The sequence below is a fragment of the Streptomyces panacea genome (assembly GCF_040560175.1).
Lineage (GTDB): Bacteria > Actinomycetota > Actinomycetes > Streptomycetales > Streptomycetaceae > Streptomyces > Streptomyces panacea.
The window spans coordinates 1-23,310 of record NZ_JARJHW010000059.1; the positions used below are offsets into that span (position 1 = coordinate 1).

A 23,310-nucleotide genomic window follows, 5' to 3' on the forward strand; every position below is an offset into this window, starting at 1 on the left:
GCCGGCCGCCGGCGATCGTTACGGACCGGCGGGGAAGCCGGTCTGGTGGACATGGCCGTCGACGCCCCGGAAGGCGGCAAGTACGGTGCCGTCGGGCCCGGCGGTCGCGCCGAGCGCGCCGTCGAGGACGCCGCTGACGAACTCCTCGCGAGCCGACCAGTCGCCCCAGGTGGTGCCGTACGCGCGCTGCCAGAGCGTGTAGTCACCGGCCCGTGCGTACAGCCGCACGCCTCCGTCGACGGCGACGAGAGTCGGGCTGCCGCTGACGGTCCCGCCCAGCGGGGTCCACGGCGACCAGGTGCCGTCCGTGTCCCGTACCCGCCACCACACGGCGTCCTCGGCGGTACGCACGGCGACATGGGTCCGGCCCGCCCCGTCGACGACCGCGGACGGCCGCCCGTACACGGTCCGCTTCTCGGGCGTGCCCAGCGTCGTCCAGCCGGAGCGCGGCCCACGGGCCTGGATCTGCCCGTCCTCGTCGTGCGCGAGGAGCGTCCACCGGTCGGCGCTCTCGAAGGCGACGGACGGTGCGTCGGCGAGGCTGCCGCCGAGCTTCTGCCAGGCTCCCCACCGGCCGTCGGTGAAGGCGCGCCGGTAGGCCGCGTTGTCGGTGCCGCGGACGAAGACGTCGATCCGGCCGGGCTCGGCGGCGGAGGCGTAGGCCGCGGGCTGGCCGAGGATCCGGCCGTGCGTCGGGCCGCCGAGGCCGGTCGTACGGGACGACCAGTGCCCGTCGCGTCCGCTCTGCTGCCGCAGCGAACCGTCCGCGCCCCTGGTGAACGCGGTCAGCCGGTCGCCGTCGCGCACCAGCGCGGGGCTCGCGGTGGAACGCGTACCGAGCGAGGCGCCGGGCGCGTCGTCCCGGCCGGCGAGGGTGAGGAAGGCGGTGCCGTGCGCGGGGACGGTGACGGTGTACGAGCCGCTGTGCGTGCCCCGGTCGGCGCGGGCGCGGACGTCCCGTACGGCGACGTCGCCCGTCAGTCCGGCGTCCGCGAAGGTCACGGTGCGTGTCGCGGGCTTGTCCGAGCGGTTGAGGAGGACGACCGCGCGCTTGCCCGCGCCCTTGAGGGGCTTGCTGTAGACGTCGCCGGTGGCGTCGGTGGCGACGCGTACGCCCTGGATGGCGAGCGGGTCCTGGTCGACGGCGATGATCTCCGGGTTGCGCAGGGTGTCGATCATCGACTGCGGCAGGGTGCGCGGGTCGGAGCCGATGACCAGGGGCGAGCCCATCACGGCCCACATGACGAGCTGGGTGGTGGACTCCTCCTCGGTCAGCTCGTACGAGCCGTCTTCGAGCTTGCGCATCGGGATGAGGTAGTCGGGGTCGTTGTAGTGCCCCGGCCCCTGGGCCTCGGGGTGCCAGGCGTTGGCGTCCATGTTGCGCAGGACGTTGGCCCACTGGCCGGTGGAGGGGGTGCCGAAGGCGACGTCGGTGCCGGTACGCCAGGAGTCGCCGGTCCTCGGGCCGTAGACGTACGCGTTGTGCGCGTCCTGCTCGGGGGTGTGCGGGATGCCCCAGTCGTCGGTCAGCGGGTTGCAGAGGTTGAGCAGCATCCGGCGTCCGGAGGTGGCGACGGCGTCGCTGAACTCCTTGAAGGCGGGGCCCGGGTCGAGCTTCGCGGTGATCCCGCAGAGGAAGTCGACCTTGATGGCGTCGATCTTCCAGCCGGCGAACTGCTTCGCGTCCTCGGTGTAGTGGCCGCGGCTGCCGAGGCCGCAGCTCTTTCCGCCGTCGTAGGTGCCCGCGTCGGTGTAGATGCCTGCCTTGAGTCCGCGCTCGTGCAGATACGTCACGAGGGCGGGGATGCCGGACGGGAAGCGGCCGGGGTGCGCGGTGAGCCTGCCGTCGCTGTCGCGCGGGGTGTCGGCCTGCCAGCCGCCGTCCAGCCAGACGATGTCGTAGCCGCTGTCCCTGAGCCCGCTGCCGACGAGGTGGTCGGCGACCGACCTGACCTCGCGCTCGGTGGGGGCGCCGAGGCCGTAGTAGGTGTTCCAGCCCATGTACGGCGTGGGGGCGAGGCCGCTGTCGTAGTACGTGGGGGCGCCCTGGTCCACGGCTCGGACGGTGGGCCGGTCCACGGCCTGGGCGGCGGGCCGGTCCACGGCCTGGGCGGAAGGCACGGTCACCACCGCGAACAGCGCGGCGACGACGGCGGCCACCGTGGCCCGATGCGAAGTCACTGATGTCTCCCGAAGGTTGGGGTCACGACGAAGACTGTCGCCCTGCTCCCCGACCCTGTCAACGATTATTACTAATTAATCTAAACAAGTGGCTGGACGGGCCATCGATCTCGTGGGACCGGCCGCCCGTCCGGATACCGATCACATAGGCTCGACCGCACCATGAAGAGCAACCACACATCCCTCGGCCCCAAGGCCGACAAAGAGACGGTGCGCCGGCACAATCTGAGCCTGGTGCTGCGCGCCGTGCGGGACGAGGGTGAGGCGACCAGGGCCGGTGTGGCGGCGCGGGTCGGACTGACCCGGGCCGCGGTGTCCTCGCTGGTCGAGCAGTTGCTGGACAGCGGATTCCTCTCCGAGTCCGGCAAGACGTTCAGCGGCCAGGCAGGCCGGCCCGGCACCGTACTGAAGGTGACGCGCTCCGGTCCGGCCGGTATCGGCGTCGAGATCAACATCGACTACGTGTCGGTGTGCGTGGTCGACCTGTCGGGCACCGACCGTGTACGCCTCACCGAACACCTCGACAATCGCGGCGCCGCGCCCGCCGAAGTCCTCGCCCGCGGCGCCCGGATCGCCGCGCGCACCCTCGACTCGGCCGCCGAGCAGGACCTGTCGCCGGTCGGGGTGCAGCTCGCGCTGCCGGGCCTGGTCTCCGGAGGAACGGTTCGCCAGGCGCCCAACCTGGGCTGGAACCGGGTGCCCGCCGAGGAGTTGTTCGCGGCGGCGCTGGCCGAGTCGCAGCCCGCCGCGACACCGCTGCCGGTGCGCTCGGAGAACGAGGCGAATCTCGCGGCACTCGCCGAGCTGTGGTTCGGCGGCCTGGGCGGGATCCGCAGCTTCCTCTATCTGTCGGGCGAGATCGGCGTCGGCGGCGCGCTGGTGCTCGACGGTGAACTGCTGCGCGGCGCCAACGGGTTCGCCGGCGAGATCGGCCATGTGGTCGTCGACGCCGACGGGCCGCTGTGCCGGTGCGGCGCGCGTGGCTGTCTGGAGCAGTACGCCGGTCAGTCGGCGCTCCTGCGGGGCGCCGGGCTCGACGAGAACGCGGGAGTGCCGGGCGTCGCGGAGCTGGAGGCCCTGGCCAGGAGCGGCGACGGGCGCGCGATCGCCGCCATCGGCGAGGCCGGCCGGATGCTGGGCCGGGTCCTGTCGGGCGCGGTGAATCTCTTCGACCCCGACGCGGTGGTGCTCGGCGGGATCTACCGAAGCCTGATGCCGTGGCTGTCGCCGCCCGCGGACGGCGAGTTGACCGACCGGGTGGTGTCCGGCCTGTGGCCGCACGACAGTGGCCGGCTACGCGCGTCATCCTCGGCGGGAGACGCGGCGCGGGGCGCGGCGGCGCTGGTGGTCCGCGCGGTGCTGGCGGACCCGGTGGCGTACGCGGAACGTACGAGCGCGTAGCGCGCCGGGCGCGAGTTTCGGGGCGGGGCGGGGCGGGCTCGCGGCGGCGGGCCGCGCCCGGTGCGTCGGCGCACCGCGACCGGACGACGGGGCATCGGCCTCACCGCGGGACACACCTGCACGCGTCCGGCGGCCTTACCGACGCCGCGTTCCGGATGCCCAAGGACCCCCGCGACAACGCGGGGTGGGACGTCCGGCAGCCTTCGCCGGGCGCCCCACCCAGGGTGTACGAAGCGGTCCTGGCCGGCCTCGGCCGCACGAGCCGTCGGGGGGAAACCCGCCCCGCGGAACACCGAGATCTGCGCCCGGACCTACCGCCCCGTTCCCCCTTCTCCACAGCCCCGAAGGTGACTCCGGCATCCCTGAGTGATGGCGATACCGGTGGGCCCGTCGCCGACGGCGATGGTGGTGGTGACGGTGTTCGTCCTGGTATCGATCACCGACACCGTGTTGTCCAGCTGGTTGGGGACGTAGGCGCGGCCACCGTCAGGGGTGAAGGCCACTCCCCGGGGCCAGGTACCGACACGGATGGTGGTGGTGACGGTGTTGGTCCTGGTGTCGATCACCGACACGGTGCCGCTGTTGAGGTTGGTGACGTAGGCGCGCTGACCGTTCGGGGTGATGGCCACACCGTTGGGAAGGTCACCGGCGGGGATGGTGGCGGTGATGGTGTTGGTCCTGGTGCTGATCACCGACACGTTGTCGCCGCTGGCGTTGGTGACGTAGACATGCTGACCGTTCGGGGTGACGGCCAGATTGCCCGGCCCGTCCCCGACGGGGATGGTCGTGGTGACGGCGTTAGTCCTGGTGCTGATCACCGACACGCTGTCGGCGAGGTCGTTGGTGACGTAGACACGCTCACCGTTCGGCGTGACGGCCACACCGAAGGGCCCGTCGCCGACGCGGATGGTGGTGGTGACGGTGTTGGTCTTGGTGCTGATCACCGACACGCTGTCGCCGCCGAAGTTGGTGACGTAGACACGCTCACCGTTCGGCGTGACGGCCACGCCGACAGGTCCGTCGCCGACGGGGACGGTGGTGGTGACGGCGTTCGTCCTGGTGTCGATCACCGACACGCTGTCGCCGTTGTTGTTGGTGACGTAGGCGTGGCGACCGTTCGGGGTGATGGCCACGCCGAGGGGGCGGTCGCCGACGCGGATGGTGGTGGTGACGGTGTTGGTCTTGGTGCTGATCACCGAGACGGTGTCGTCCTCGACGTTGGCGACATAGGCGTGGGCGGGGTGGTGCGCAGGGTGGTCATGCGCGGCGGCGGGCGATGCCATGGCGAGCGGGACCGTCAGGCCCGTGAGCACCGCCAGCCCTACCCAGGCCCGCACGATCCTCCCCCATGGGCGCTCACCGAGGTGGCGTCGCCCGGTGATTCTTCGTTCCGGCGTTCCCTGTACCGCGATACCTGACACGGAGACCTCCTGAAGTGACTCGATACCGAACCGGCATGGCTGCGGCCACACCATGTGCCGGTATCCCCACAAAGGCTCCGAGATCGCGCGCCTGGGGCTGGATGGACGATCCGAATCCCACCTTCGGCCCCTCGTCCACGGCATCGGGCGCGGGACAACGCATCGCGGGCGTGGACCCTCCGGGCGTGCCCCCTCCGTACGGAGGGGGGTTTTCCGTACGCGCACACGCGGGGCGGCCCGGCGGTGGGGCCGTCCCGCGTGTGCGGTCGTGTCAGGACTCGGTCGCCTCAGCGCCGGATCAGCGGGCGCCCAGGAGGTGGTCCATGGCCAGCTGGTCCAGCTGCTCGAAGGCCATTCCGCGGCTCGCCGCGACCGCCACGTCGAAGTCCTCGTACGCGCCGCGGTCGGCCAGCAGACCGGCCACGCCGTCGGCGGCGGTCGGCTGCGCCAGCTCGTCCAGGCGCGAGGCGCGCAGCGCCTCCTGGACCTCCGGGTCGGCGCGGAACGAGGCGGCGCGCTCCTTGAGGATCAGGTAGTTGCGCATGCATCCGGCGGCGGACGCCCACACCCCGTCGAAGTCCTCGGTGCGCGGCGGCTTGAAGTCGAAGTGCCGCGAGCCTTCCCAGCCCGCCGTCTCCAACAGGTCCACCAGCCAGAACGCGGCGCGCAGGTCGCCGGCGCCGAAGCGCAGGTCCTGGTCGTACCGGGTGCCGTGCTGTCCGTTGAGGTCGATGTGGAAGAGCTTGCCCGCCCACAGGGCCTGCGCGATGGCGTGCGGGAAGTTCAGCCCGGCCATCTGCTCGTGGCCGACCTCGGGGTTGACGCCGTACAGCTCGGGGCGCTCCAGGCGCTCGATGAAGGCGAGCGCGTGGCCGACGGTCGGCAGCAGGATGTCGCCGCGCGGCTCGTTCGGCTTGGGCTCGATGGCGAACTTGATGTCGTACCCCTGCGACACGACGTACTCGCCCAGCAGGTCGAAGCCTTCCTTCATCCGGTCGAGCGCCAGGCGCACGTCCTTGGCACCGCCGGACTCCGCGCCCTCCCGGCCGCCCCAGGCGACGAACCGCTTGGCGCCCAGCTCGGCGGCGAGGTCGATGTTGCGCAGGGTCTTGCGCAGCGCGAAGCGGCGGACGTCGCGGTCGTTGGCCGTGAAGCCGCCGTCCTTGAAGACCGGGTGCGTGAAGAGGTTGGTGGTGACCATCGGCACGACGAGCCCGGTGGTGTCCAGCGCCTGCCGGAAGCGCTTGACGTGCGCCTCGCGCTCGGCGTCGGTCGAGCCGAAGGGGATCAGGTCGTCGTCGTGGAAGGTGACTCCGTACGCGCCCAGTTCGGCGAGGTGCTGTACGGACTCCGTGGGATCGAGCGCCGGGCGCGTCGCGTCCCCGAACGGGTCCCTGCCTTGCCAGCCGACCGTCCACAGACCGAAGCTGAACTTGTCCGCGGGGGTGGGAGTGAAACGATCCGTCATTTCTCTGGCCGCCTTCGATACCTCAGGTCCAACAGGTGCAGACCTTTTTGTTTCCTGACATGACTAATAATGCACGTCTGGGTGGGCACGGAAAAGACCCCGCGTTCGCCCAACCATGTCCGAGGTATCGAACACCACCTCGGACACGGAAATAACGCCTATCCCTGCCGGATGCACGACAACATCACGTAATTTGTTGGCCTGCGGCCAAAATCCCGCCGCAAGCCCGGAATCAGGAAGAGGTACGAGCGTGCCGCACAGCCAGGTGGTCATCGGCGTCGACAGCTCCACCCAGTCGACCAAAGCGGCGTTCACCGACGCGGCGACCGGACGGCTCCTCGCCGTCGGGCGCGCGCCGCACCGGGTGACGGGCGAGGCCGGGGCGCGGGAGACCGACCCCGAGGTGTGGTGGCAGGCGCTGCGTGAGGCCGTCGCCATGGGGCTCAAGGAGTCCGGCGTACCGGCGTCCGCCGTCACGGGCATAGCGGTCGCCGGCCAGCAGCACGGCCTGGTGGTGCTCGACGCGGCCGGGAAGCCGCTGCGGCCCGCGCTGCTGTGGAACGACACCCGTTCCGCCCCGCAGGCCGCCGCGCTCACCGACGCACTGGGCGGACCCGACGCCTGGATCGCCAGGACCGGATCCGTGCCTGTCGCCTCGATGACGGCGGCGAAGTGGCAGTGGCTGCGGGAGAACGACCCCGCCGCCGCCGACGCGGCCGCGGCCGTCCGGCTGCCGCACGACTTCCTCACCGAACGCCTCGCGGGTACGGCGGCCACCGACCCCGGCGACGCGTCGGGCACCTGCTGGTACTCCACTGCGACCGGGGCGTACGACCCCGAACTGCTCGCGCTCGTCGGCCTCGACGAGTCGCTGCTGCCGGCCGTCGCCCCGACCGGCGGCGCGAGGGTCGGCTCGCTCACCGCCTCCGCCGCCGAGCAACTGGGACTGCCCGCCGGTATCGCGGTCGCCGCCGGGACCGGCGACAACATGAGCGCGGCCGTCGGCCTCGGCCTCGGCGGCGCCGGGCTGCTGGACCACCCCGTGCTGAGCCTCGGCACGTCGGGCACGGTCTTCGCCGCCACGCGCACCAGGCCCGCGTCGACGGCGCTGTCCGGGTTCGCGGCGGCCGACGGTACGTTCCTGCCGCTCGGCTGCACCCTGAACTGCACACTCGCCGTCGACAAGGTCGCCGAGCTGCTGCGCCTCGACCGCGACGACGTGGCGCCCGGTGGCGGGGCGGTGCTGCTGCCGTACCTCGACGGCGAACGCACCCCCGACCTGCCGACCGCCTCCGGCCTGCTGACGGGCCTGCGGCACGACACGACGCCGCAGCAGCTGCTCGGGGCGGCGTACGAGGGCGCGGCGTACACGGTCCTGCGGGCGCTCGACGAGGTCCTGCGCGCCTGCGGCCTCGACCCGGCCGACCCGGCGACGGCGTCCCGGCCGCTGCGCCTGGTGGGCGGCGGCGCCCAGGGCCGTACGTGGGTGGAGACCGTACGGCGGCTGTCCGGCCGCCCGGTGATCGTGCCGGAGAGCGGCGAACTGGTCGCCCTGGGCGCGGCGGCGCTGGCGGCGTCGGCCGCCACCGGCGAGGACCCGGTGGCGGTCGCCGCGTCCTGGAAGACCGGGGACGGCCCCGAACTCCCGCCGGTCGCACGGGACATGGAGACCTGGGAGCGCGTCGGCTCGGTGCTGGACCGGGCGGCGCCGAGCCTGCTCTCGTAGGGCGCGAGGAGCTGCGGGACATTCGGGGCGGACGGGGCAGGCACCGCGGACGGGAACGCGCCGGTGCCTGGCCCGGATCGCCCTCTTGATGGCGGGTCAGGGGCCGACCTACCCTGCGGGTTGCGCGGCGTCGCCGCGCGCCGGAGGAGGGACGAGACCCGCCCATGTCCGACGCACCGCACGACGACGCGCGCGACGACACGCTCGGTGACGCGCTGCCCGACGCGGACATACTCAAGGCCCTCGCCCCGTACGCGGCCAAGGGCGGCGGGGCGGCGATCGGCGGCGCCCGGCTCCGGGACGTCAAGCGACGGCAGCTGCTGCGCTGCGAGGTCACGCGCTTCACCGAGCGACGCCACGAGACACCCCGGACCGCCTTCGGTACGGAGGATCTGACGGCGCTCCCTCTTTATGAAGGCGCCATCACGGACCACCCGTTGCCCGCGCCCGGAGGACCCGGCAGGCTCACCCTGATCCGCGCCGGTTCCTACCGGCCGGTGCCCTGTCCGTGCGACAACGGCCAACAGCAGTGCGCCGGTTGCTCGGGCAGTGGCGGGCATCCGTGCACCTGCCGCAACGAGCCGCCGCCGTGCGACGTGTGCCTCGATGTCGCACCGTGCGCCGAGTGCGAGAGGACGGGCAGGCGCCGGACGCGTACGGCGAAGGCACGCCCCGCCGCGACCGGTCCGGGCGCCACGGCACCCGGTACCGGGCGGATCACGTGCGCGGTGTGCTCGACGCCGGAGGCCGCGTGCCCGCGCTGCTCGGGCCGGGGCAGGATCCGGTGCCCGCACTGCGAGGGCCGGGGCCGCGAGACGTGCGCGCGCTGCTCGGGGCGAGGGGTCGGCACGCACGAGGTGTGCGGCGGCAAGGGCAGTCTCACCCACTGGGTGGAGGGGACGGTCGAGTACGCGCACGAGACCGCGTCCCTGTCGCTGCCCAAGCCGGACTGGCCCGACAAGGTCCGGGACCGGCTGACCGCCGCCGCGCGGTGGCAGCCGCACGACGTACCGGCGGGCGACACGGTGCCCGCCGGTGTGGACGGTGAACATCGCACCGCCGTGGCGACCCATCTCGCCCGTGGAAGGGTGGAACTGTCCCGGGAGGTGCGTCTCGAAACCTGTCCACTGGCCCGGGTGGAGCTGATGGACGACCCGCACCGGGTCTTCCACGTCTTCCCCGGCGCCCGCAGCCTCGAAGTCGTCCCGACCCTCTCGCACCGGCTGAAGCGGCGGCTGATCGCGGCCGGGGCGGTCATCATCATCGTGGTGGTCCTGATCCTGTGGCTGCTCGCGTAGGGGGCGTCCGGCGGATCCTCGGAGGACTCGGGGCGCCAGGGGCCCGTACGCGGGTTCCGGCAAGCGGCGGGCCGGCCGGTCAGCCCGTCGTCAGGCCCGACGCCGACTCCGTGAGCGCGTCCAGGACCGGGCGGATCAGCGGGTGGTGGTCCGCGCCCCTGCGGACCACGGCGAAGACCCGGCGCGTGGCGGGCGGGCCGGACACGGGGCGTACCACCGTGCCCTTCAGCTCCATCCCGCGCAGCGCCGAGCGCGGCACCAGCGCCACCCCGGCGCCGGCGCCCGCGAGGGCGACCACCGCGCGGAAGTCGTCCGAGGAGTGCACCAGGCGCGGTTCGAAGCCCGCCAACTCGCAGGCGAGGCGCATCACCTCATGGCACGGGTTGCCCGGATACGGGCTGATCCAGTCGCTGTCCGACAGCTCGGCGAGCGGTACCTCGACCTCGCGGCCGAGCGGATGTCCCTCGGGCAGGACCGCGTCGAACGGCTCGGCGTAGAGCGGCACGCGCGACAGGCGCGGGTCGTCCTCCGTGGGAGCGCCCCGGTACTCGACGGCCAGCGCCACGTCCGCCCGCCCGTCGAGCAGCAGCGGCAGGCTCTCGTCGCCCTCGGAGTCCCGCACCCGCACGCGGATGCCCGGGTGCGACCCGGCGAGGTGCGCGATCGCCGGGGCCAGCACCTCGGCGATCCCCGTGGCGAACGCGGCGACCGTGACCTCACCGGCCGCGCCGCCCGCGTACGCCGCCAGCTCCGCCTCGGCCCGCTCCAGCTGGGCGAGGACCTCGTGGGCGTGCGTGAGCAGGATCTCCCCGGCCGCCGTCAGCCGTACGCCCCTGCCGCTGCGCGTCAGCAGCGCGTGGCCGGTCTCCTGCTCCAGCGCGGCGAGCTGCTGGGAGACGGCCGACGGGGTCAGGTACAGCGCCGCCGCCGCGGCGGTCACCGTACGGTGGTCCGCCACGGCTCGCAGGACGCGCAGCCGCCGGGGGTCGATCATTCGGCCATACTGCCAGGTGGCGGCGCCGGTCCGATCGGCCCGACAGCCCGGAGCGGTCCGGGCCCGTCCGCGGCTTGTCAGGCCTTGAGCGCCTCGCGCGCGTCCACGAACGCCGCCACCGCCCGCCGTACGTCCTCGGTCGAGTGCGCCGCCGACAGCTGGACCCGGATCCGGGCCTGCCCCATCGGGACCACGGGGTACGAGAACCCGATCACGTACACCCCGCGCTCCAGCAGCAGCTCCGCCATCCGCCCGGCCTCGGCGGCGTCGCCGATCATCACGGGGGCGATGGCGTGGTCGCCGGGCAGGATCTCGAACTCGGCCGCCGTCATCTCCGTACGGAAGAGCGCGGTGTTCGCGTTCAGCCGCTCGCGCAGCCCGTCGGCGCTCTCCAGCAGGTCGAGGACCTTGATCGAGGCGGCGGCGATGACCGGGGCGAGGGAGTTGGAGAAGAGGTACGGGCGGGAGCGCTGGCGCAGCAGCGCGACGATCTCGGCGCGGGCGGCGACGTAGCCGCCGGAAGCGCCGCCGAGCGCCTTGCCGAGCGTGCCGGTGATGATGTCGACGCGGTCCATCACGCCGTGCAGTTCGGGGGTGCCCCGGCCGCCGGGGCCGACGAAGCCGACGGCGTGCGAGTCGTCGACCATCACCATCGCGTCGTAGCGGTCGGCGAGGTCGCAGATCTCGGCGAGGGGCGCGACGTAGCCGTCCATGGAGAAGACGCCGTCCGTCACGACGAGGCGGCGGCGCGCGTCCTGGGACTCCTTGAGGCGCGCTTCCAGCTCGGCGAGGTCGCGGTTGGCGTAGCGCAGCCGCCGGGCCTTGGAGAGCCGGATGCCGTCGATGATGCTGGCGTGGTTGAGGGCGTCGGAGATGACCGCGTCCTCGGGGCCGAGGAGGGTTTCGAACACGCCTCCGTTGGCGTCGAAGCAGGAGGAGTAGAGGATCGTGTCCTCCTGGCCGAGGAACGAGGAGAGCCGCTGCTCCAGCTCCTTGTGGATCTCCTGGGTGCCGCAGATGAAGCGTACGGAGGCCATGCCGTAGCCCCACCGGTCGAGCGCGTCCTTGGCAGCCGCCACGACGTCGGGGTGGTCGGCGAGGCCGAGATAGTTGTTGGCGCAGAAGTTGAGGACGTCACCGGAGGCGGCGGAGACGGAGACGGACGCGTTCTGCGGGGTGGAGATGACGCGCTCGGGCTTGAAGAGACCGGCGTCGCGGATCTCGTCGAGGGTGGCGCGGAGGTCGTCGCGGACGGACGCGTACATGCGGGGCTCCGGGGTGAAGGGTGAGCGGGGGAACAGGGCGAGGGGTCGTGGTGCGGAGGAGGGCGGGCGTCAGGCCCAGTTGAGGATGATCTTGCCGCCGGTGGCCGTGGCCGCCTCGTCGAAGGCCGCTTCGAAGTCCTCGTAGCCGTAGCTTCCGGTGATGACGGGCGCGAGGTCGAGGCCGCCTTCGAGCAGCACGGTCATCGCGTACCACGTCTCGTACATCTCGCGGCCGTAGATGCCCTTCACCGTGATCATCGAGGTCACGATCTTCGCCCAGTCGACGGCGAACTCGCGCGCGGGCAGTCCCAGCATGGCGATCCGGCCGCCGTGCGTCATGTTGTCGACCATGTCGCGCATCGCCTCCGGGCGGCCGGACATCTCCAGGCCGATGTCGAAGCCTTCCTTGAGGCCGAGCCGGCGCTGCGCCTCCGCGATGCCGATGTCGGGGTCCGACACGTCGAGCGCGAGCGTGGCGCCGACCTTGCGGGCGATCTCCAGGCGGTCGGGGCTGACGTCCGTGATCACGACGTTGCGCGCGCCCGCGTGCCGGGCGACGGCCGCCGCCATGATGCCGATCGGGCCCGCGCCGGTGATCAGCACGTCCTCGCCGACCAGGGGGAAGCTGAGCGCGGTGTGCACGGCGTTGCCGAACGGGTCGAAGATGGCCGCGATGTCGAGGTCCACGGGCGCGCGGTGGACCCAGACGTTCGACGCGGGCAGTGCGACGTACTCGGCGAACGCGCCGTCGCGGCCGACGCCGAGTCCGACGGTGCTGCGGCAGAGATGCCTGCGCCCGGCCAGACAGTTACGGCACCTGCCGCAGACCAGGTGCCCTTCGCCGCTCACGAGGTCACCGACGGCGATCTCCTGGACATCGGCGCCGACGGACGCGACCTCGCCGACGAACTCGTGGCCCAGCACACGCGGCGTCTCGACCGCCTGTTGCGCCCAGCCGTCCCAGGCCCGAATGTGCAGGTCGGTGCCGCAGATGCCGGTGCGGAGCACCTTGATGAGTACGTCTCCCGGGCCGGCCTCCGGCTCGGGCACATCGGTGAGCCGGAGCCCCGGCTCGGCCGTCAGTTTCACAAGTGCCTTCATCGGGGCGGCTCCAGGCGGTGCGGGCGCGGACACTCGCGGGGACGCGGGTGCGGGCGCGAGTGGCGCTGATCGTTGTCGGCACCAATCTGCCGCCGCCGTGACCGTGCGGTCCATCGAGGATTTCTTAAGCGGGTCGACAGCTGAGCTTCACGCCGATGGTCCTGGTGGGCCGATTCGGCGAGCGGGTCCGGGCCACGCCCGGGAGCCGACAAAGTGCGCAATTCACCCGAGCCACCGCGCGACTTCACCTTTCGCCGCAACCGGCAGTACACACAGTTCGGCCGGGTGGCCTGATATGAATTCGACCACTCGTACGGAGCGAGTGCGGCATCCAGGAGGTGTGAGGCCACCGTTCCCCTTACGATCGGTCCCCACCGCGAGTCACGAGTGGGAGTGAGACAGCGTGAGCAGTCCGTTCAAGGCCTCAGTGGTCAAGGCGGCGCAGGCCGGGGACGAGTCGGCCATGGACCGACTCGGTCACGAGTCGCTGCCGCTGGTCCACCAGCTCGTCGGCCACGCGCTGCACGGACACCCGGAAGTGGACGCCGTGGCACGGGACACGGTGCGCCACGTCCTCGGCGGCCTCGGCGGGCTGCGCCGCCCGGCCGACTTCCGCTCGTATCTGGTCACCACCACGGTCGCCCGGATCCGTGAGCACGCGGACTACGTGTACGACCCGGCCCTCCCCCGCCCCGACTTCGACTTCGTGGATCTGATGATCAGCCGCCTCGGGCTCTCCGGTCAGCACCGGGAGGTCGCCGAGGCCACGCGCTGGGTGGACCGGGAGCACCACGCGCTGGTGGCGCTGTGGTGGCTGGAGACGGCCGGTGAACTCACCCGGCCCGAGGTCGCCGCCGCCCTGGCCGCCAACTCCCAGCAGGTGGGCGCGCGGGTCGAGCGGATGTGGCACGAACTGGACACCGCCCGCACGGTGGTCCGCGCGCTGTCGGCGGAGCCGCCGTGTGTCCTGCTGGAGCAACTCGTCGGCGGCTGGGACGGCACAGCGTCCCCGCTCTGGCGCGAGCGCGTAGCCGGACACACGTACGACTGCACCGTCTGTTCCGGGTACGCGGCCGGTCTGGTGCCCGCCGACACCCTCGTGGCCGGCCTCGCGCTGGTACCGGTCGGCGCCCACCCGGCCTCGTCGCCGTCCGTGTCCGCGTCATCCTCGTCTTCGTCCTCGTCTTCGTCCTCGTCTTCGTACAGCGAGGGCGACGAGGGCGGTGACGGTGGAGCCGGGAGCCGTACGCGGGCGAGGGGCACCGCGCGCCGCGACCGGCGGGCGAAACGGCGCCGCGCCGTCACGGTGACCGCCGCCGTCGCCGCTCTGCTCACCGCCGCGGGCGTCGCCCAGTACGTCACGGGCGAGCGGGACCAGGACGAGTCACGCGCCGCGTCCGCCGTCGAACCGGAAGCGCTGGAGCCCAAGTCGGCGCCGAGCCGAACGGTGGAGTCCGCCGGCCCCTCCCCCACCCGCAGCAGTGCGAGCCCGTCGCCCTCGCCCACCCGCTCGCCGTCCAAGAAGGCGGCCGAGCCGAGCAAGCCCGCACCCGACCCGCGGCCGTCCACCGCCGATCCGGCCCCGAAGCCCGACCCCGAGCCGACGACCGACGACCCCAAGCCGGGCGGCGGCGGCGGCTTCACCGAGCAGGTCACGACACTCGTCAACTCCGAGCGGTCCAAGGCCGGTTGTGGCCCGGTGAGCGCCAACGCGCAGCTCGGGACCGCCGCACTGCGCCACTCCCAGGACATGGCGGCCAAGGACTACTTCGACCACAACAGCCCGGACGGCAAGGACCCCGGCGAGCGCATCACGGCGGCGGGCTACCAATGGACCACCTACGGCGAGAACATCGCCAGGGGCCAGCAGACGGCCGCAGCGGTGATGAAGGGCTGGATGAACAGTCCCGGTCACCGGGCCAACATCCTGAACTGCGCCTTCAAGGAGATCGGCGTCGGTATCCACGACGCGTCCGGCGGACCGTGGTGGACCCAGGCGTTCGGCGCGCGCGGCTGACGGTTGAGCGAGTGCGGCGTGAACAGGGCAGGTGAGCGGGGGCAGGTGAGCGGCGCGGACGAACGGCGCGGATGAACGGCGCCGGCTGAGGGACCGCACGCACTTTGTCCCTCTCGGTCACCGGTCCGTGACGTATCGACCACGATCAGGACTATTTCAATTGCGGATTGAACTGGACCGCGCGGATTCCGCCGGAACCAATCTCTCCGCTCTCGTACGGGAAAGCCGTACCGGCCCTGACGTGGGAACCCCGCGACGCGGACTCCGCGTGTGATCCCGGCCACTCGGCATACGGTCACTTCCGGCCACACACTGGTCGGTCGAACCGTTATTGACGGGCCGTCATGGGCATATACGCTCCACTCGAACAGCCCCCGCCTCTACACCACAACACGCCAGATCCTCACCGAACCAGCCCAGCGCCCACACATCCCTCTGGAGGCCGGTCATGACGTGCGTCGAGGAACAGGCACGGGCCCTGGCCCGGCAGTTACCGGCCGTGCCGTTCTACTGCCCGGTGGAACCGGCCGTGCACGCCGATGTCCATGTCCTCAACGACCTGACGGTCGACTGGATGCTGCGGCAGAATCTCGACACCGACGAGCACCAGCGCAAGCGCCTCGCCGTCTGCGACTTCGGCGGGCTCACCGCGTCGACGATGCCGTACGGGAAGCTCGAACCCCTCACCCTGATGGCCAAGTTCCACGCCGTGCTCTTCTCGCTCGACGACGGTGTCTGCGACGAGACCGACGCCACGGCGGATCTGATGGCCCAGGAGACCTCCCGCATCCTGCGCGCGGTCGAGGCCCCGGCCGCGAACTCCCGCGCCGACTCCCCGCACACCGCCGCGCTGCGCGCCCTGCGGACGGAGCTGGAGCAGTACGCCTCCCCGCAGCAGCTGCGCCGCTGGACGGACGCCATGCGGGTGTACACCTCGGGTCTGGTGTGGGAGGCGTCGTGGCGCCGAAGCGCCGAACTCCCGTCGCTCAACGACTACATCACCCTGTGGATGCGGGCCATAGGGATGGCGCCGTCCACCGCGATGATCGAGATCGTCGGCGGATTCTCCGTCCGGGACGAGGAGTTGGCGGATCCGCGCGTCCAGGCGCTCACCGAGATCGTCTGGACGCTGGTCAGTTGGGACAACGACCTCTACTCCCGGAACAAGGAACTGCTGCGGGCGGGCGACGACCTCAATCTGATCGACGTGCTCTGCCAGGAACTCGGCTGCGAGCCGCGTGAGGCGCTGAAGCACGCGGTGGCGATGCGGGACCGGGTGATGGTGCTGCACGGCCGGCTGAGTGAGCAGGTCCTCGTGGACGCGAGCAGTGAACTGCGCGGCTACATAGAGGGGTTGGGGCAGTTCATCCGGGGCCATCTCGACTGGGCGTCGGTCTGTCCCCGCTACTCGGTCCCGTCGGGACCGGCGGCGGAGCCGGGCGGCTGGTGGAAGCGGTATCCCGCCGACGCGGGCCGGGAACCGCTGCCGATCCCCACGATCTCGTGGTGGTGGGAGCAGTTGGAGGCCACGCCCTGACGGGCGCGACACCCTGACCGTACGGCCGCTCCCCCCACCACACCCCTCAGGCCGTCAGTACCCTCGCCACCACCGCACCACTGCCTGCCATGCCCGCTCCGGGGCGCCGGGACCGCGCTGCGCCGGGATCGGCCCGGCCGGTGTCGGCGCCAGCGGCGGCGGGGACCCGGCGGGCGCCACCGGCACCGGCGGTACGGCCGCCGGAGCGGACGCGGCCTGCGCGGGCACCGGGCGGGGCGACTCCACCTGCCACTCGGTGCGCGGCGCGTGCTGCGGCGTCGCCGACGGCGGCCCGGCGACATCCTGCGGCGGACGCGCGGCGAAGGTCACCGGCAGCTCCTGGAGGTGCCGCGACATGAGCGACGCCGACCAGCTCAAGTCCTCCTCCGGCACGGCCAGTTGGAGGTCGGGCAGCCGCAGCAGCAGCGCGTCGATGCCGGTGTCGGCGATGGCGCGCCCGATGTCCTGGCCGGGGCACTCGTGCGGGCCGCCGCTGAAGGCCAGATGGGCGCGGTTGCCCTGCATGGACGCGTTGACGTCGGGCCGTACCACCGGGTCGACATTGGCGGCGGCGATCCCGACGACCAGCGCGTCGCCCGCCTTGATCCGCTGCCCGCCCAGCTCCGTGTCACCGACGGCCCACCGGCCGAAGATGGTCGTGAACGGCGGCTCGTCCCAGAGGGTCTGCTCGACCGCCTCGGGGAGCGTCATGTGGCCGCCGCTGAGCTGGGCACGGAAGCGGGGATCGGTGAGGACCATGCGGAGCACGTTGGCGATGAGGTTGGCCGTGGTCTCGTACGCGGCGATGAGCACCAGGCGCAGATGCTGGGCGACCTCCGCGTCGGTGAGCCCGGCCGGGTGCTGGACGAGCCAGCTGGCGAAGTCCTCGTCGGGCGCCGCCCGGCGGCGGGCCACCAGCCGGTCCAGGACACCCATCACGTACGCGTTGCTCCCGACGGCCGTCTCGGTGCCCTTGATCATGTCGCGGGCGGCCCCGACCAGCCGTTCGTTGTACTCCTCGGGCATGCCGAGGATCTGCGCCATCACCATCATCGGCAGATGCTCGGCGAAGCGGCTGACGAGGTCGGCCCTGCCGTCCTGGCAGAAGTCGTTGACGAGCCGGTTGCTGTAGCGGTTGATGAAGCGGCGTACGCCCCGGTGGTCGATCCGGCCGATCGAGTCGGTGACCGCGCCGCGCAGCCGCTCGTGGTCGGCGCCGTCCGCGAAGACGCAGATGGGCTGCCAGGTGAAGATGGGCGCGAGGGGGTGGTCGGGCGGCACGCTGCCGTCGTTGACCGCGCGCCAGCGGCGGGAGTCCCGCGAGAACTGGGAGGGCGTACGCGTCATGTGCAGGTTTTCGCTGTGGCCGAGTACCAGCCAGGCGGGTACGTCGCCGTGCAGCAGGACCGGCGCCACCGAACCGTGCTCGGCGCGCAGCTTCTCGTACAGACCCATGGGGTCGTTCTCGGCCTCGGGGCCGTAGAGCCGCCGCAGCCCGGAGGGCGCCGGGTGGTCGCCGCCGAACGCGTCGGCGACGAGGCCGTGGGCCGGGCAGCCCGGCGGCGGGGCGGCGTGTTCGTCCGTGCCCGGCCGGTGCGGATAGGGCGTTGTCACGGTCACTCCAGGGATGGGAGGGGGGATGAGGCCGGAGGGGGGTCAGGCCGGCAGCGCCAGCGAGTGCAGATAGCGCATGAGGGTCAGCAGGACGTCGCGGCTCGACGCCCGCAGCCGCGCGTCGCAGTCGACCATCGGCACTTCGTCGGGCAGATCGAGCGCGGTGCGCAGCGCCCCGACCGGATGGCTCGGCGCGTCGGGGAAGGTGTTGACGGCGACGACGAACGGCACGCCGCGCTCCTCCAGCCGCCCGATGACGTCGAAGCTGACTTCGAGGCGGCGGGTGTCGACGAGGACGACGGCGCCGAGGGCTCCTTCGAAGAGGCCGTTCCAGAGGAACCAGAAGCGTTCCTGGCCGGGGGTGCCGAAGAGGTAGAGCACCAGTTGCTCACTGATGCTGATCCGGCCGAAGTCCATGGCGACGGTGGTGGCGGTCTTGCTCTCCACCCCGGAGTTGTCGTCCACGCCGACCCCGGCCTGGGTCATGGTCTCTTCCGTGGTGAGCGGGCGGATCTCGCTCACCGACCCGACCATGGTGGTCTTGCCGACCCCGAATCCGCCCACGATCACGACCTTCACCGCGGATGTCGCCGTGGTGGGAAGTACGTCCTCGCTCCTGGGGCCTGTGATCGTGTCAGAGCTTCTGGAGTCCATGCATCACCGCTTCGAGAAGGGACCTGTCGGGGAGTGTGGCGCGGGCGACGGGCGCGCGGGACTCGACCAGATCCGTCGTGAGGAGGTCGGTCAGCAGCGCCGTCACCACGCTGAACGGCAGACTGAGATACGCCGACAGTTCGGCCACGGACAGCGGCGCCCCGCACAGCCGCAGGATGGCGGCCTGTTCGGGCGGCACCGTCGGTGAGGGGGCCTCGCGTGCCACGATCATGGTGACGAGGTCGAGCGAGGCGCGCTTGGCGCCGTCCGGGCCACCCGTGATCACGTACAGCCGTTCCGGGTCCCCCACGTCCGCCCCGGGCAGCCTGCGTTCTCGTCGGGGAGGAGTCATCCGGTGTGCCCGTCATGTCGCGGCGGACTGGTCAGATGGGCACCGATCCGGACGACCATGTCCCGCATCCGGGCGCCGACGAGTCCGGCGTCGACCGTCTCGTCGGCGAGTACGGCGAGGTAGGCACCCTTGCCCGCTTCCATCAAGTAGAAGAATCCGCCGCTCACTTCGATGACGACGAGGCGCATCCGGCCGTCACTCATGGGGATTTCGGCGGCGACGGCGGCGGCGAGGCTCTGAAGTCCCGCGCAGGCGGCGGCGAGCCGGTCGGCGACGTCGGGGTCACCGCCGTGCCGGGCGATCCGCAGGCCGTCGGCGGAGAGCACGACGATCTGCTGAACCTGCGGTACCCCGTCCGCGAGTTCCTTGAGCATCCAGTCCAAGTTGGCACGCTGCTGGATCACTTCAGGTCCCCTTTGCCCCACACGTCGTCTGATTCGCCACGCTCGCCGGGCCGGTCCGGCGGCGCGTCCCCTGTGGCACCTGTCGCACCGGTCGTACCTGTCGACGGCTCCTGCGGGTGCGGGTCGCCGTTGACCGCCTTGGTGAAGGCTTCGAGCCAGATGCCGGGGCCGGGTTCCCCAGGGGCTTCCCCGGTGCCCTTCGAAGTGCCGTTCGCGATGCCGTTCGTACCGGCGGATGTGCCGTTGGAGCGGCGCGGCTCCGGTGCCGGTGCCGGTGCCGGTGCCCGCACGATGTTGTGCGAGCCCAGCGGCGCCCTGCCACGGCTGCGGCGCTGCGGGAGACCGTTGGCCGTCCACTCGGTGACGACGGGTACGTCGTCGTCCATGGCGGCCTTGACGGGCACCGGCCGGACCGGGCCGGTGGCCGGGCGGGGAGCGGGAACGGCGACCGGGGCGTGCGCGGGTCCGGACACCGGGCCGGACGCGGGGTTCAAGGCCGGGGCGGTCACGTCGAAGGTGCGCGGCTTGCGCATCTCCGGCAGCTCGGTGCCGCCGGTCCCCATCGCGGTCGCGCCGATGCCGTGGGCGATACCGGGCGCGGGCCCGGTGGTGACCACGTCGCGCGGTACGACCAGGACGGCGCGGACGCCGCCGTACGCGGACTGCCGCAGTGAGACCTGAAGGTTGTACATCTGGCAGAGGCGCCCGACGACGGCCATGCCGAGCCGCGGGGTCTCGCCGAGGTCGTTGAGGTCGATACCGGCCTGCGCCTGCGCGAGCATCCGCTCGGCCCGCGTCCGCGCCTCCTCACTGAGGCTGACCCCGCCGTCCTCGATCTCGATGGCGATGCCGGTCTGCACCTCGACGGCGGTCACATGGACGCGTGTCTGCGGGGGCGAGTAGCGGGTGGCGTTGTCGAGGAGTTCGGCGCACGCGTGGATCAGCGGTTCGACCGCCGTGCCGACGATGGCGACCTTGGCGATCGAGTGCAGATCGACCCGCTGGTACTCCAGGATCCGGGACATGGCACCGCGCAGCACGCTGAACAACGGTACGGGCCTGGGCCATTGGCGTCCGGGCCGGGCCTTGCCGAGCACGGCGACGCTGTCGGCGAGCCGCCCGATGAGGGCGGTGCCGTGGTCGATGCGCAGCAGGTCGTCGAAGACGTCGGGGTCGCGGCCGTGGTGCTCCTCCATCTCCCGCAGCTCGCTGGCCTGTTGGTGCACCAGGGACTGGACGCGGCGGGCGATGTTGACGAAGGAGCGCTGCGCGGATTCGCGCATGGCCTCCTCGTCGTCGACGATGTCGAGGATCGCGCGGAGCAACGCGCGCTGAGAGTCGGGAAGTTCGCGGTAGCGCTCGTCGCCGTCGACGATGACGCGCATGACCTCCTGGGGTGAGTTCCCCCGGCGGAGCTGGTGGATCGCGAGCGGCATCAGTTCCTTGCCGAGGCGCACGCTCTGGCTGTCGTGCTCGGCGATGCGCCGCTCCAGGAAGGCGACATGCTGCCCGTACCGCGTGTGCAGGGCGCGCGTCTCCTCTCCCCTGCGCGCGATCTCCCTCGCGCCCCAGCCGACGAGGACGGTGGCGACGGCGCCGTACGACGCGACCGGAATCCGGGCGGCGTCGGCGACGAAGACCACGACGACGGCCGTTGCCGTCGCCATCAGGGCCGCGGAGAGCAGAAGCGCGCGAACGGTGGGTGACGCTTGATCATTCATGGGTGCTTCAACACGAACCATGTAAGCCCTCTGGCGGTCGATTCAGGGGTCGGGTATTCGAAACTATTGCGGCACATGGGAACAAGTGCCTGATTCCGTATCAACTCGGCGCGCTCGGCGAGAGCCTAGTTCGGGCGGAACACCGCATCGGCATATTCATGAACCTCGTGCGCGGGCGCACTCGACAGGCATAGACTCGCGCCTTTTGCACGGAGAGCTTCAGGAACGCCACAGAAAGTGACGACGCCAGTTCGAACTACGAGGCCGTGTGCCCCTGTCGGCCTCGGCGGGACGAACCGGGCGGGTCCGGGGGCCGGTTGTACGATCACGGCATGAAGGCCGTCGCCGAGCGCATGATCGAGATCCCAGCCGGAGGCATCGTCATTCGGGACGAGGGCACGAAGACGGAGTGGACCGTCGAGGTCGGGGCCTTCCGGCTGGCACCGTTCCCCGTCACCCGCGAGCTGTACCGCGCCGTACTGGGCGAGGCGCCCGCGAGTCCGGCGGGGCCGAGGACTCCGGTGACCGAGGTCTCGTGGCTGGACGCGGTCCGGTTCTGCGACCTGCTGTCGGAGGCGAGCGGGCTGACCCCCTGCTACACCAGCACGGACGCGGGCGTGACGGGGGATGCCGACGGGCAGGGTGTGGTCTGCGATTGGGGCGCCGACGGCTACCGACTCCCCTCCGAGGCGGAGTGGGAGTACGCGAGCCGGGCCGGCACGTCCGGTGTCCGGCACGGGGAGCTGGACGAGATCGCCTGGCACCGGGGGAACTCCGGCGAGCGGGTGCACGACGTGGCGACCCGGGCCCCGAACGCGTGGGGGCTGCACGACACGATCGGCAACGTGTGGGAGTGGTGCTGGGACGTGTACGACCCGGAGGTCTACGGCCCGTACCGGGTCTTCCGGGGCGGCGGCGCGTACGACCGGCCGCGCGGGTGCCGGGCGTCGTGCCGCCGCAAGAGCCACCCGACCTTCCGCGTCGACGATCTCGGCTTCCGGCTCGCCCGGTCGGGTTGACGGCGTCGGGGTGACGCGGTCGCGGTGACGGCGTCGGGGTGACGCGGTCGCGGTGACGCCGTCGGGACGACGCCGTCGCGGTGACGGGGTGGTGGCGGGGCGGTCGCGGGGCGGTCGCTCCGAGGACCGTTTCGTTCAAGACCGTCGGTGGCACGACCGCGCAGACTCCTCCCATGGACCTCACCCACACCCCGAATCTCAGCGGCGCCGGTGCCTTCATGACCACCCACGCGCGACTCCTGGACCGACGCCGCTTCGAGCTCCTGCGCGGCACCGGCACTCCGGCCGCCGTCGTCGCCGCGCTGGACGCCTACCGGAACGGGGACGGCGGCTACGGCTCGGCCCTGGAGCCCGACCTGCGGTCCGCACTGAGCCAGCCGGTCGGCGCGCTGCTCGCCTTCGAGGTGTTCGAGGAGTGCGGGCCCGCCGTCTTCGCGCGGGCGACCCAGTTGTGCGGCTGGCTGGAGTCGATCAGCCTGCCCGACGGCGGGCTGCCCTTCGCCCTGCCCATGAGCGGCCCGGACGCGGCGGGCTCGGCCCCGTTCTGGGCGGAGGCCGATCCGGACGTCTCCTCGCTCCATATTACCTCGGAGCTGGCGGGGGCCGCGCACCGCGTGGGCCGGCACGACCCGGACGTACGCGACCACCCCTGGCTCGCGCGGGCCACCGCCTTCTGCCGGGACCGGATCGCCGCCCTCGTCCGGCCGCCGCACGCCATCGAGTTCCGGTTCGTCATGGACTTCCTCGACACCGTCCACGACACCCACTCGTGGGCCCCTGCCGAGCTGGAGCGGCTCGGGGCGTTCCTGCCGCGGGACGGCGGCCCGCTGCCGGTCGACGGCGGCGCCGAAGGCGAGGCGCTGCGGCTGCTCGACTTCTCTCCGCTGCCCGGCCGCCCGCTGCGGGCGCTCCTCGACCCGGCGGCGGTCGCCGCCGAACTCGACCGGCTCGCCGCCGACCAGCGCGAGGACGGCGGCTGGACGGTCGACTGGACGCCGTACTCCGCCGCCGCGGCCGTGGAGTGGCGCGGCTATGCCACGGTCCGCGCCCTCACCATCCTGCGCGCCCACGGCATCCCGCTCACACAGGACCGATGAGCGAGGGGCCGGGCGGCCGGACGGGGATACCTCCGGTCGG

The 23,310-nt window shown here is 72.1% G+C and carries 18 protein-coding genes; 7 read left to right on the plus strand and 11 right to left on the minus strand.

The window, feature by feature from the left end; translation table 11 throughout:
* Positions 1-18: 18 nt before the first annotated feature.
* Positions 19-2,181 carry a DUF8189 domain-containing protein gene (locus tag P3L51_RS16415; RefSeq protein WP_435594463.1) on the minus strand — a complete coding sequence of 721 codons (2,163 nt, stop codon included), beginning with the start codon at positions 2,179-2,181 and terminating at the stop codon, positions 19-21.
* A gap of 162 nt (positions 2,182-2,343) precedes the next feature.
* On the opposite strand from P3L51_RS16415, the gene P3L51_RS16420 reads away from it, so the two are divergent.
* On the plus strand, positions 2,344-3,582 hold the full coding sequence (locus P3L51_RS16420) for an ROK family transcriptional regulator (protein WP_354605965.1): 1,239 nt from the start codon (positions 2,344-2,346) through the stop codon (positions 3,580-3,582).
* A gap of 311 nt (positions 3,583-3,893) precedes the next feature.
* Here P3L51_RS16420 and P3L51_RS16425 read toward each other — a convergent pair whose 3' ends face one another.
* Both P3L51_RS16425 and xylA read right to left on the minus strand, forming a co-directional pair.
* Complete coding sequence (locus tag P3L51_RS16425; protein WP_354605966.1) at positions 3,894-4,919, minus strand: YVTN family beta-propeller repeat protein; 1,026 nt, start codon at positions 4,917-4,919, stop codon at positions 3,894-3,896.
* A gap of 382 nt (positions 4,920-5,301) precedes the next feature.
* A complete protein-coding gene (gene xylA, locus P3L51_RS16430) occupies positions 5,302-6,471 on the minus strand; it encodes a xylose isomerase (RefSeq protein WP_354605967.1) in 1,170 nt (389 codons plus the stop codon).
* A 250-nt stretch (positions 6,472-6,721) separates the two neighbouring features.
* On the opposite strand from xylA, the gene xylB reads away from it, so the two are divergent.
* Both xylB and P3L51_RS16440 read left to right on the plus strand, forming a co-directional pair.
* On the plus strand, positions 6,722-8,197 hold the full coding sequence (gene xylB, locus P3L51_RS16435) for a xylulokinase (RefSeq protein WP_354605968.1): 1,476 nt from the start codon (positions 6,722-6,724) through the stop codon (positions 8,195-8,197).
* A gap of 164 nt (positions 8,198-8,361) precedes the next feature.
* Positions 8,362-9,495, plus strand: coding sequence for a hypothetical protein (locus P3L51_RS16440; RefSeq protein WP_354605969.1), 1,134 nt, complete (start codon positions 8,362-8,364; stop codon positions 9,493-9,495).
* A gap of 79 nt (positions 9,496-9,574) precedes the next feature.
* Here P3L51_RS16440 and P3L51_RS16445 read toward each other — a convergent pair whose 3' ends face one another.
* The 3 genes from P3L51_RS16445 to tdh all read right to left on the minus strand — a co-directional run bounded on the left by P3L51_RS16445 (position 9,575) and on the right by tdh (position 12,855).
* The gene (locus P3L51_RS16445) at positions 9,575-10,489 is read right to left on the minus strand and encodes a LysR family transcriptional regulator (protein WP_354605970.1); all 915 of its coding nucleotides are present in this window, start codon (positions 10,487-10,489) and stop codon (positions 9,575-9,577) included.
* 77 nt (positions 10,490-10,566) lie between these two features.
* Positions 10,567-11,754 carry a glycine C-acetyltransferase gene (locus tag P3L51_RS16450; protein ID WP_354605971.1) on the minus strand — a complete coding sequence of 396 codons (1,188 nt, stop codon included), beginning with the start codon at positions 11,752-11,754 and terminating at the stop codon, positions 10,567-10,569.
* Between the two features lie 69 nt (positions 11,755-11,823).
* Positions 11,824-12,855, minus strand: a complete 1,032-nt coding sequence (gene tdh / locus P3L51_RS16455) for an L-threonine 3-dehydrogenase (RefSeq protein WP_354605972.1) — start codon at positions 12,853-12,855, stop codon at positions 11,824-11,826.
* Positions 12,856-13,258: 403 nt separating this feature from the next.
* Here tdh and P3L51_RS16460 point away from each other — a divergent pair, with 403 nt between their 5' ends.
* Both P3L51_RS16460 and P3L51_RS16465 read left to right on the plus strand, forming a co-directional pair.
* Positions 13,259-14,872: a CAP domain-containing protein gene (locus P3L51_RS16460; RefSeq protein ID WP_354605973.1), complete on the plus strand. Its 1,614-nt coding sequence runs from the start codon at positions 13,259-13,261 to the stop codon at positions 14,870-14,872.
* Between the two features lie 448 nt (positions 14,873-15,320).
* Positions 15,321-16,409 (plus strand): terpene synthase family protein, encoded by a 1,089-nt coding sequence (locus P3L51_RS16465; protein WP_354605974.1) that lies wholly within the window; start codon positions 15,321-15,323, stop codon positions 16,407-16,409.
* A 54-nt stretch (positions 16,410-16,463) separates the two neighbouring features.
* On the opposite strand, the gene P3L51_RS16470 is transcribed toward P3L51_RS16465, so the two are convergent.
* From P3L51_RS16470 to P3L51_RS16490, 5 genes are read right to left on the minus strand one after another with little or no spacing between them, the layout of a single operon-like run.
* Positions 16,464-18,023 (minus strand): cytochrome P450, encoded by a 1,560-nt coding sequence (locus P3L51_RS16470; protein WP_354605975.1) that lies wholly within the window; start codon positions 18,021-18,023, stop codon positions 16,464-16,466.
* 42 nt (positions 18,024-18,065) lie between these two features.
* Positions 18,066-18,677, minus strand: a complete 612-nt coding sequence (locus P3L51_RS16475; protein WP_354605976.1) for a GTP-binding protein — start codon at positions 18,675-18,677, stop codon at positions 18,066-18,068.
* The gene (locus P3L51_RS16480) at positions 18,658-19,029 is read right to left on the minus strand and encodes a DUF742 domain-containing protein (RefSeq protein ID WP_354605977.1); all 372 of its coding nucleotides are present in this window, start codon (positions 19,027-19,029) and stop codon (positions 18,658-18,660) included. The genes P3L51_RS16475 and P3L51_RS16480 overlap by 20 nt, the downstream gene beginning before the upstream one ends.
* Positions 19,026-19,433, minus strand: a complete 408-nt coding sequence (locus P3L51_RS16485) for a roadblock/LC7 domain-containing protein (RefSeq protein ID WP_354605978.1) — start codon at positions 19,431-19,433, stop codon at positions 19,026-19,028. The genes P3L51_RS16480 and P3L51_RS16485 overlap by 4 nt, the downstream gene beginning before the upstream one ends.
* Positions 19,430-21,175, minus strand: coding sequence for a sensor histidine kinase (locus tag P3L51_RS16490; protein ID WP_354605979.1), 1,746 nt, complete (start codon positions 21,173-21,175; stop codon positions 19,430-19,432). Before P3L51_RS16490 ends, P3L51_RS16485 begins: the two co-directional genes overlap by 4 nt.
* Positions 21,176-21,486: 311 nt before the next feature.
* Between P3L51_RS16490 and P3L51_RS16495 the strand changes: the two genes are divergently transcribed.
* Positions 21,487-22,173, plus strand: a complete 687-nt coding sequence (locus P3L51_RS16495) for a formylglycine-generating enzyme family protein (RefSeq protein ID WP_354605980.1) — start codon at positions 21,487-21,489, stop codon at positions 22,171-22,173.
* A gap of 173 nt (positions 22,174-22,346) precedes the next feature.
* Complete coding sequence (locus tag P3L51_RS16500) at positions 22,347-23,270, plus strand: hypothetical protein (RefSeq protein WP_354605981.1); 924 nt, start codon at positions 22,347-22,349, stop codon at positions 23,268-23,270.
* Positions 23,271-23,310 lie beyond the last annotated feature (40 nt).

Coding starts and splice junctions, on each gene's coding strand:
- P3L51_RS16480 (WP_354605977.1), bottom strand. CDS start 19,029: ATGACTCCTCCCCGACGAGAACGCAGGCTGCCCGGGGCGGACGTGGGG.
- P3L51_RS16465 (WP_354605974.1), top strand. CDS start 15,321: ATGACGTGCGTCGAGGAACAGGCACGGGCCCTGGCCCGGCAGTTACCG.
- P3L51_RS16490 (WP_354605979.1), bottom strand. CDS start 21,175: ATGGTTCGTGTTGAAGCACCCATGAATGATCAAGCGTCACCCACCGTT.
- tdh (WP_354605972.1), bottom strand. CDS start 12,855: ATGAAGGCACTTGTGAAACTGACGGCCGAGCCGGGGCTCCGGCTCACC.
- P3L51_RS16495 (WP_354605980.1), top strand. CDS start 21,487: ATGAAGGCCGTCGCCGAGCGCATGATCGAGATCCCAGCCGGAGGCATC.
- P3L51_RS16445 (WP_354605970.1), bottom strand. CDS start 10,489: ATGATCGACCCCCGGCGGCTGCGCGTCCTGCGAGCCGTGGCGGACCAC.
- P3L51_RS16420 (WP_354605965.1), top strand. CDS start 2,344: ATGAAGAGCAACCACACATCCCTCGGCCCCAAGGCCGACAAAGAGACG.
- P3L51_RS16500 (WP_354605981.1), top strand. CDS start 22,347: ATGGACCTCACCCACACCCCGAATCTCAGCGGCGCCGGTGCCTTCATG.
- xylA (WP_354605967.1), bottom strand. CDS start 6,471: ATGACGGATCGTTTCACTCCCACCCCCGCGGACAAGTTCAGCTTCGGT.
- P3L51_RS16475 (WP_354605976.1), bottom strand. CDS start 18,677: ATGGACTCCAGAAGCTCTGACACGATCACAGGCCCCAGGAGCGAGGAC.
- P3L51_RS16450 (WP_354605971.1), bottom strand. CDS start 11,754: ATGTACGCGTCCGTCCGCGACGACCTCCGCGCCACCCTCGACGAGATC.
- P3L51_RS16440 (WP_354605969.1), top strand. CDS start 8,362: ATGTCCGACGCACCGCACGACGACGCGCGCGACGACACGCTCGGTGAC.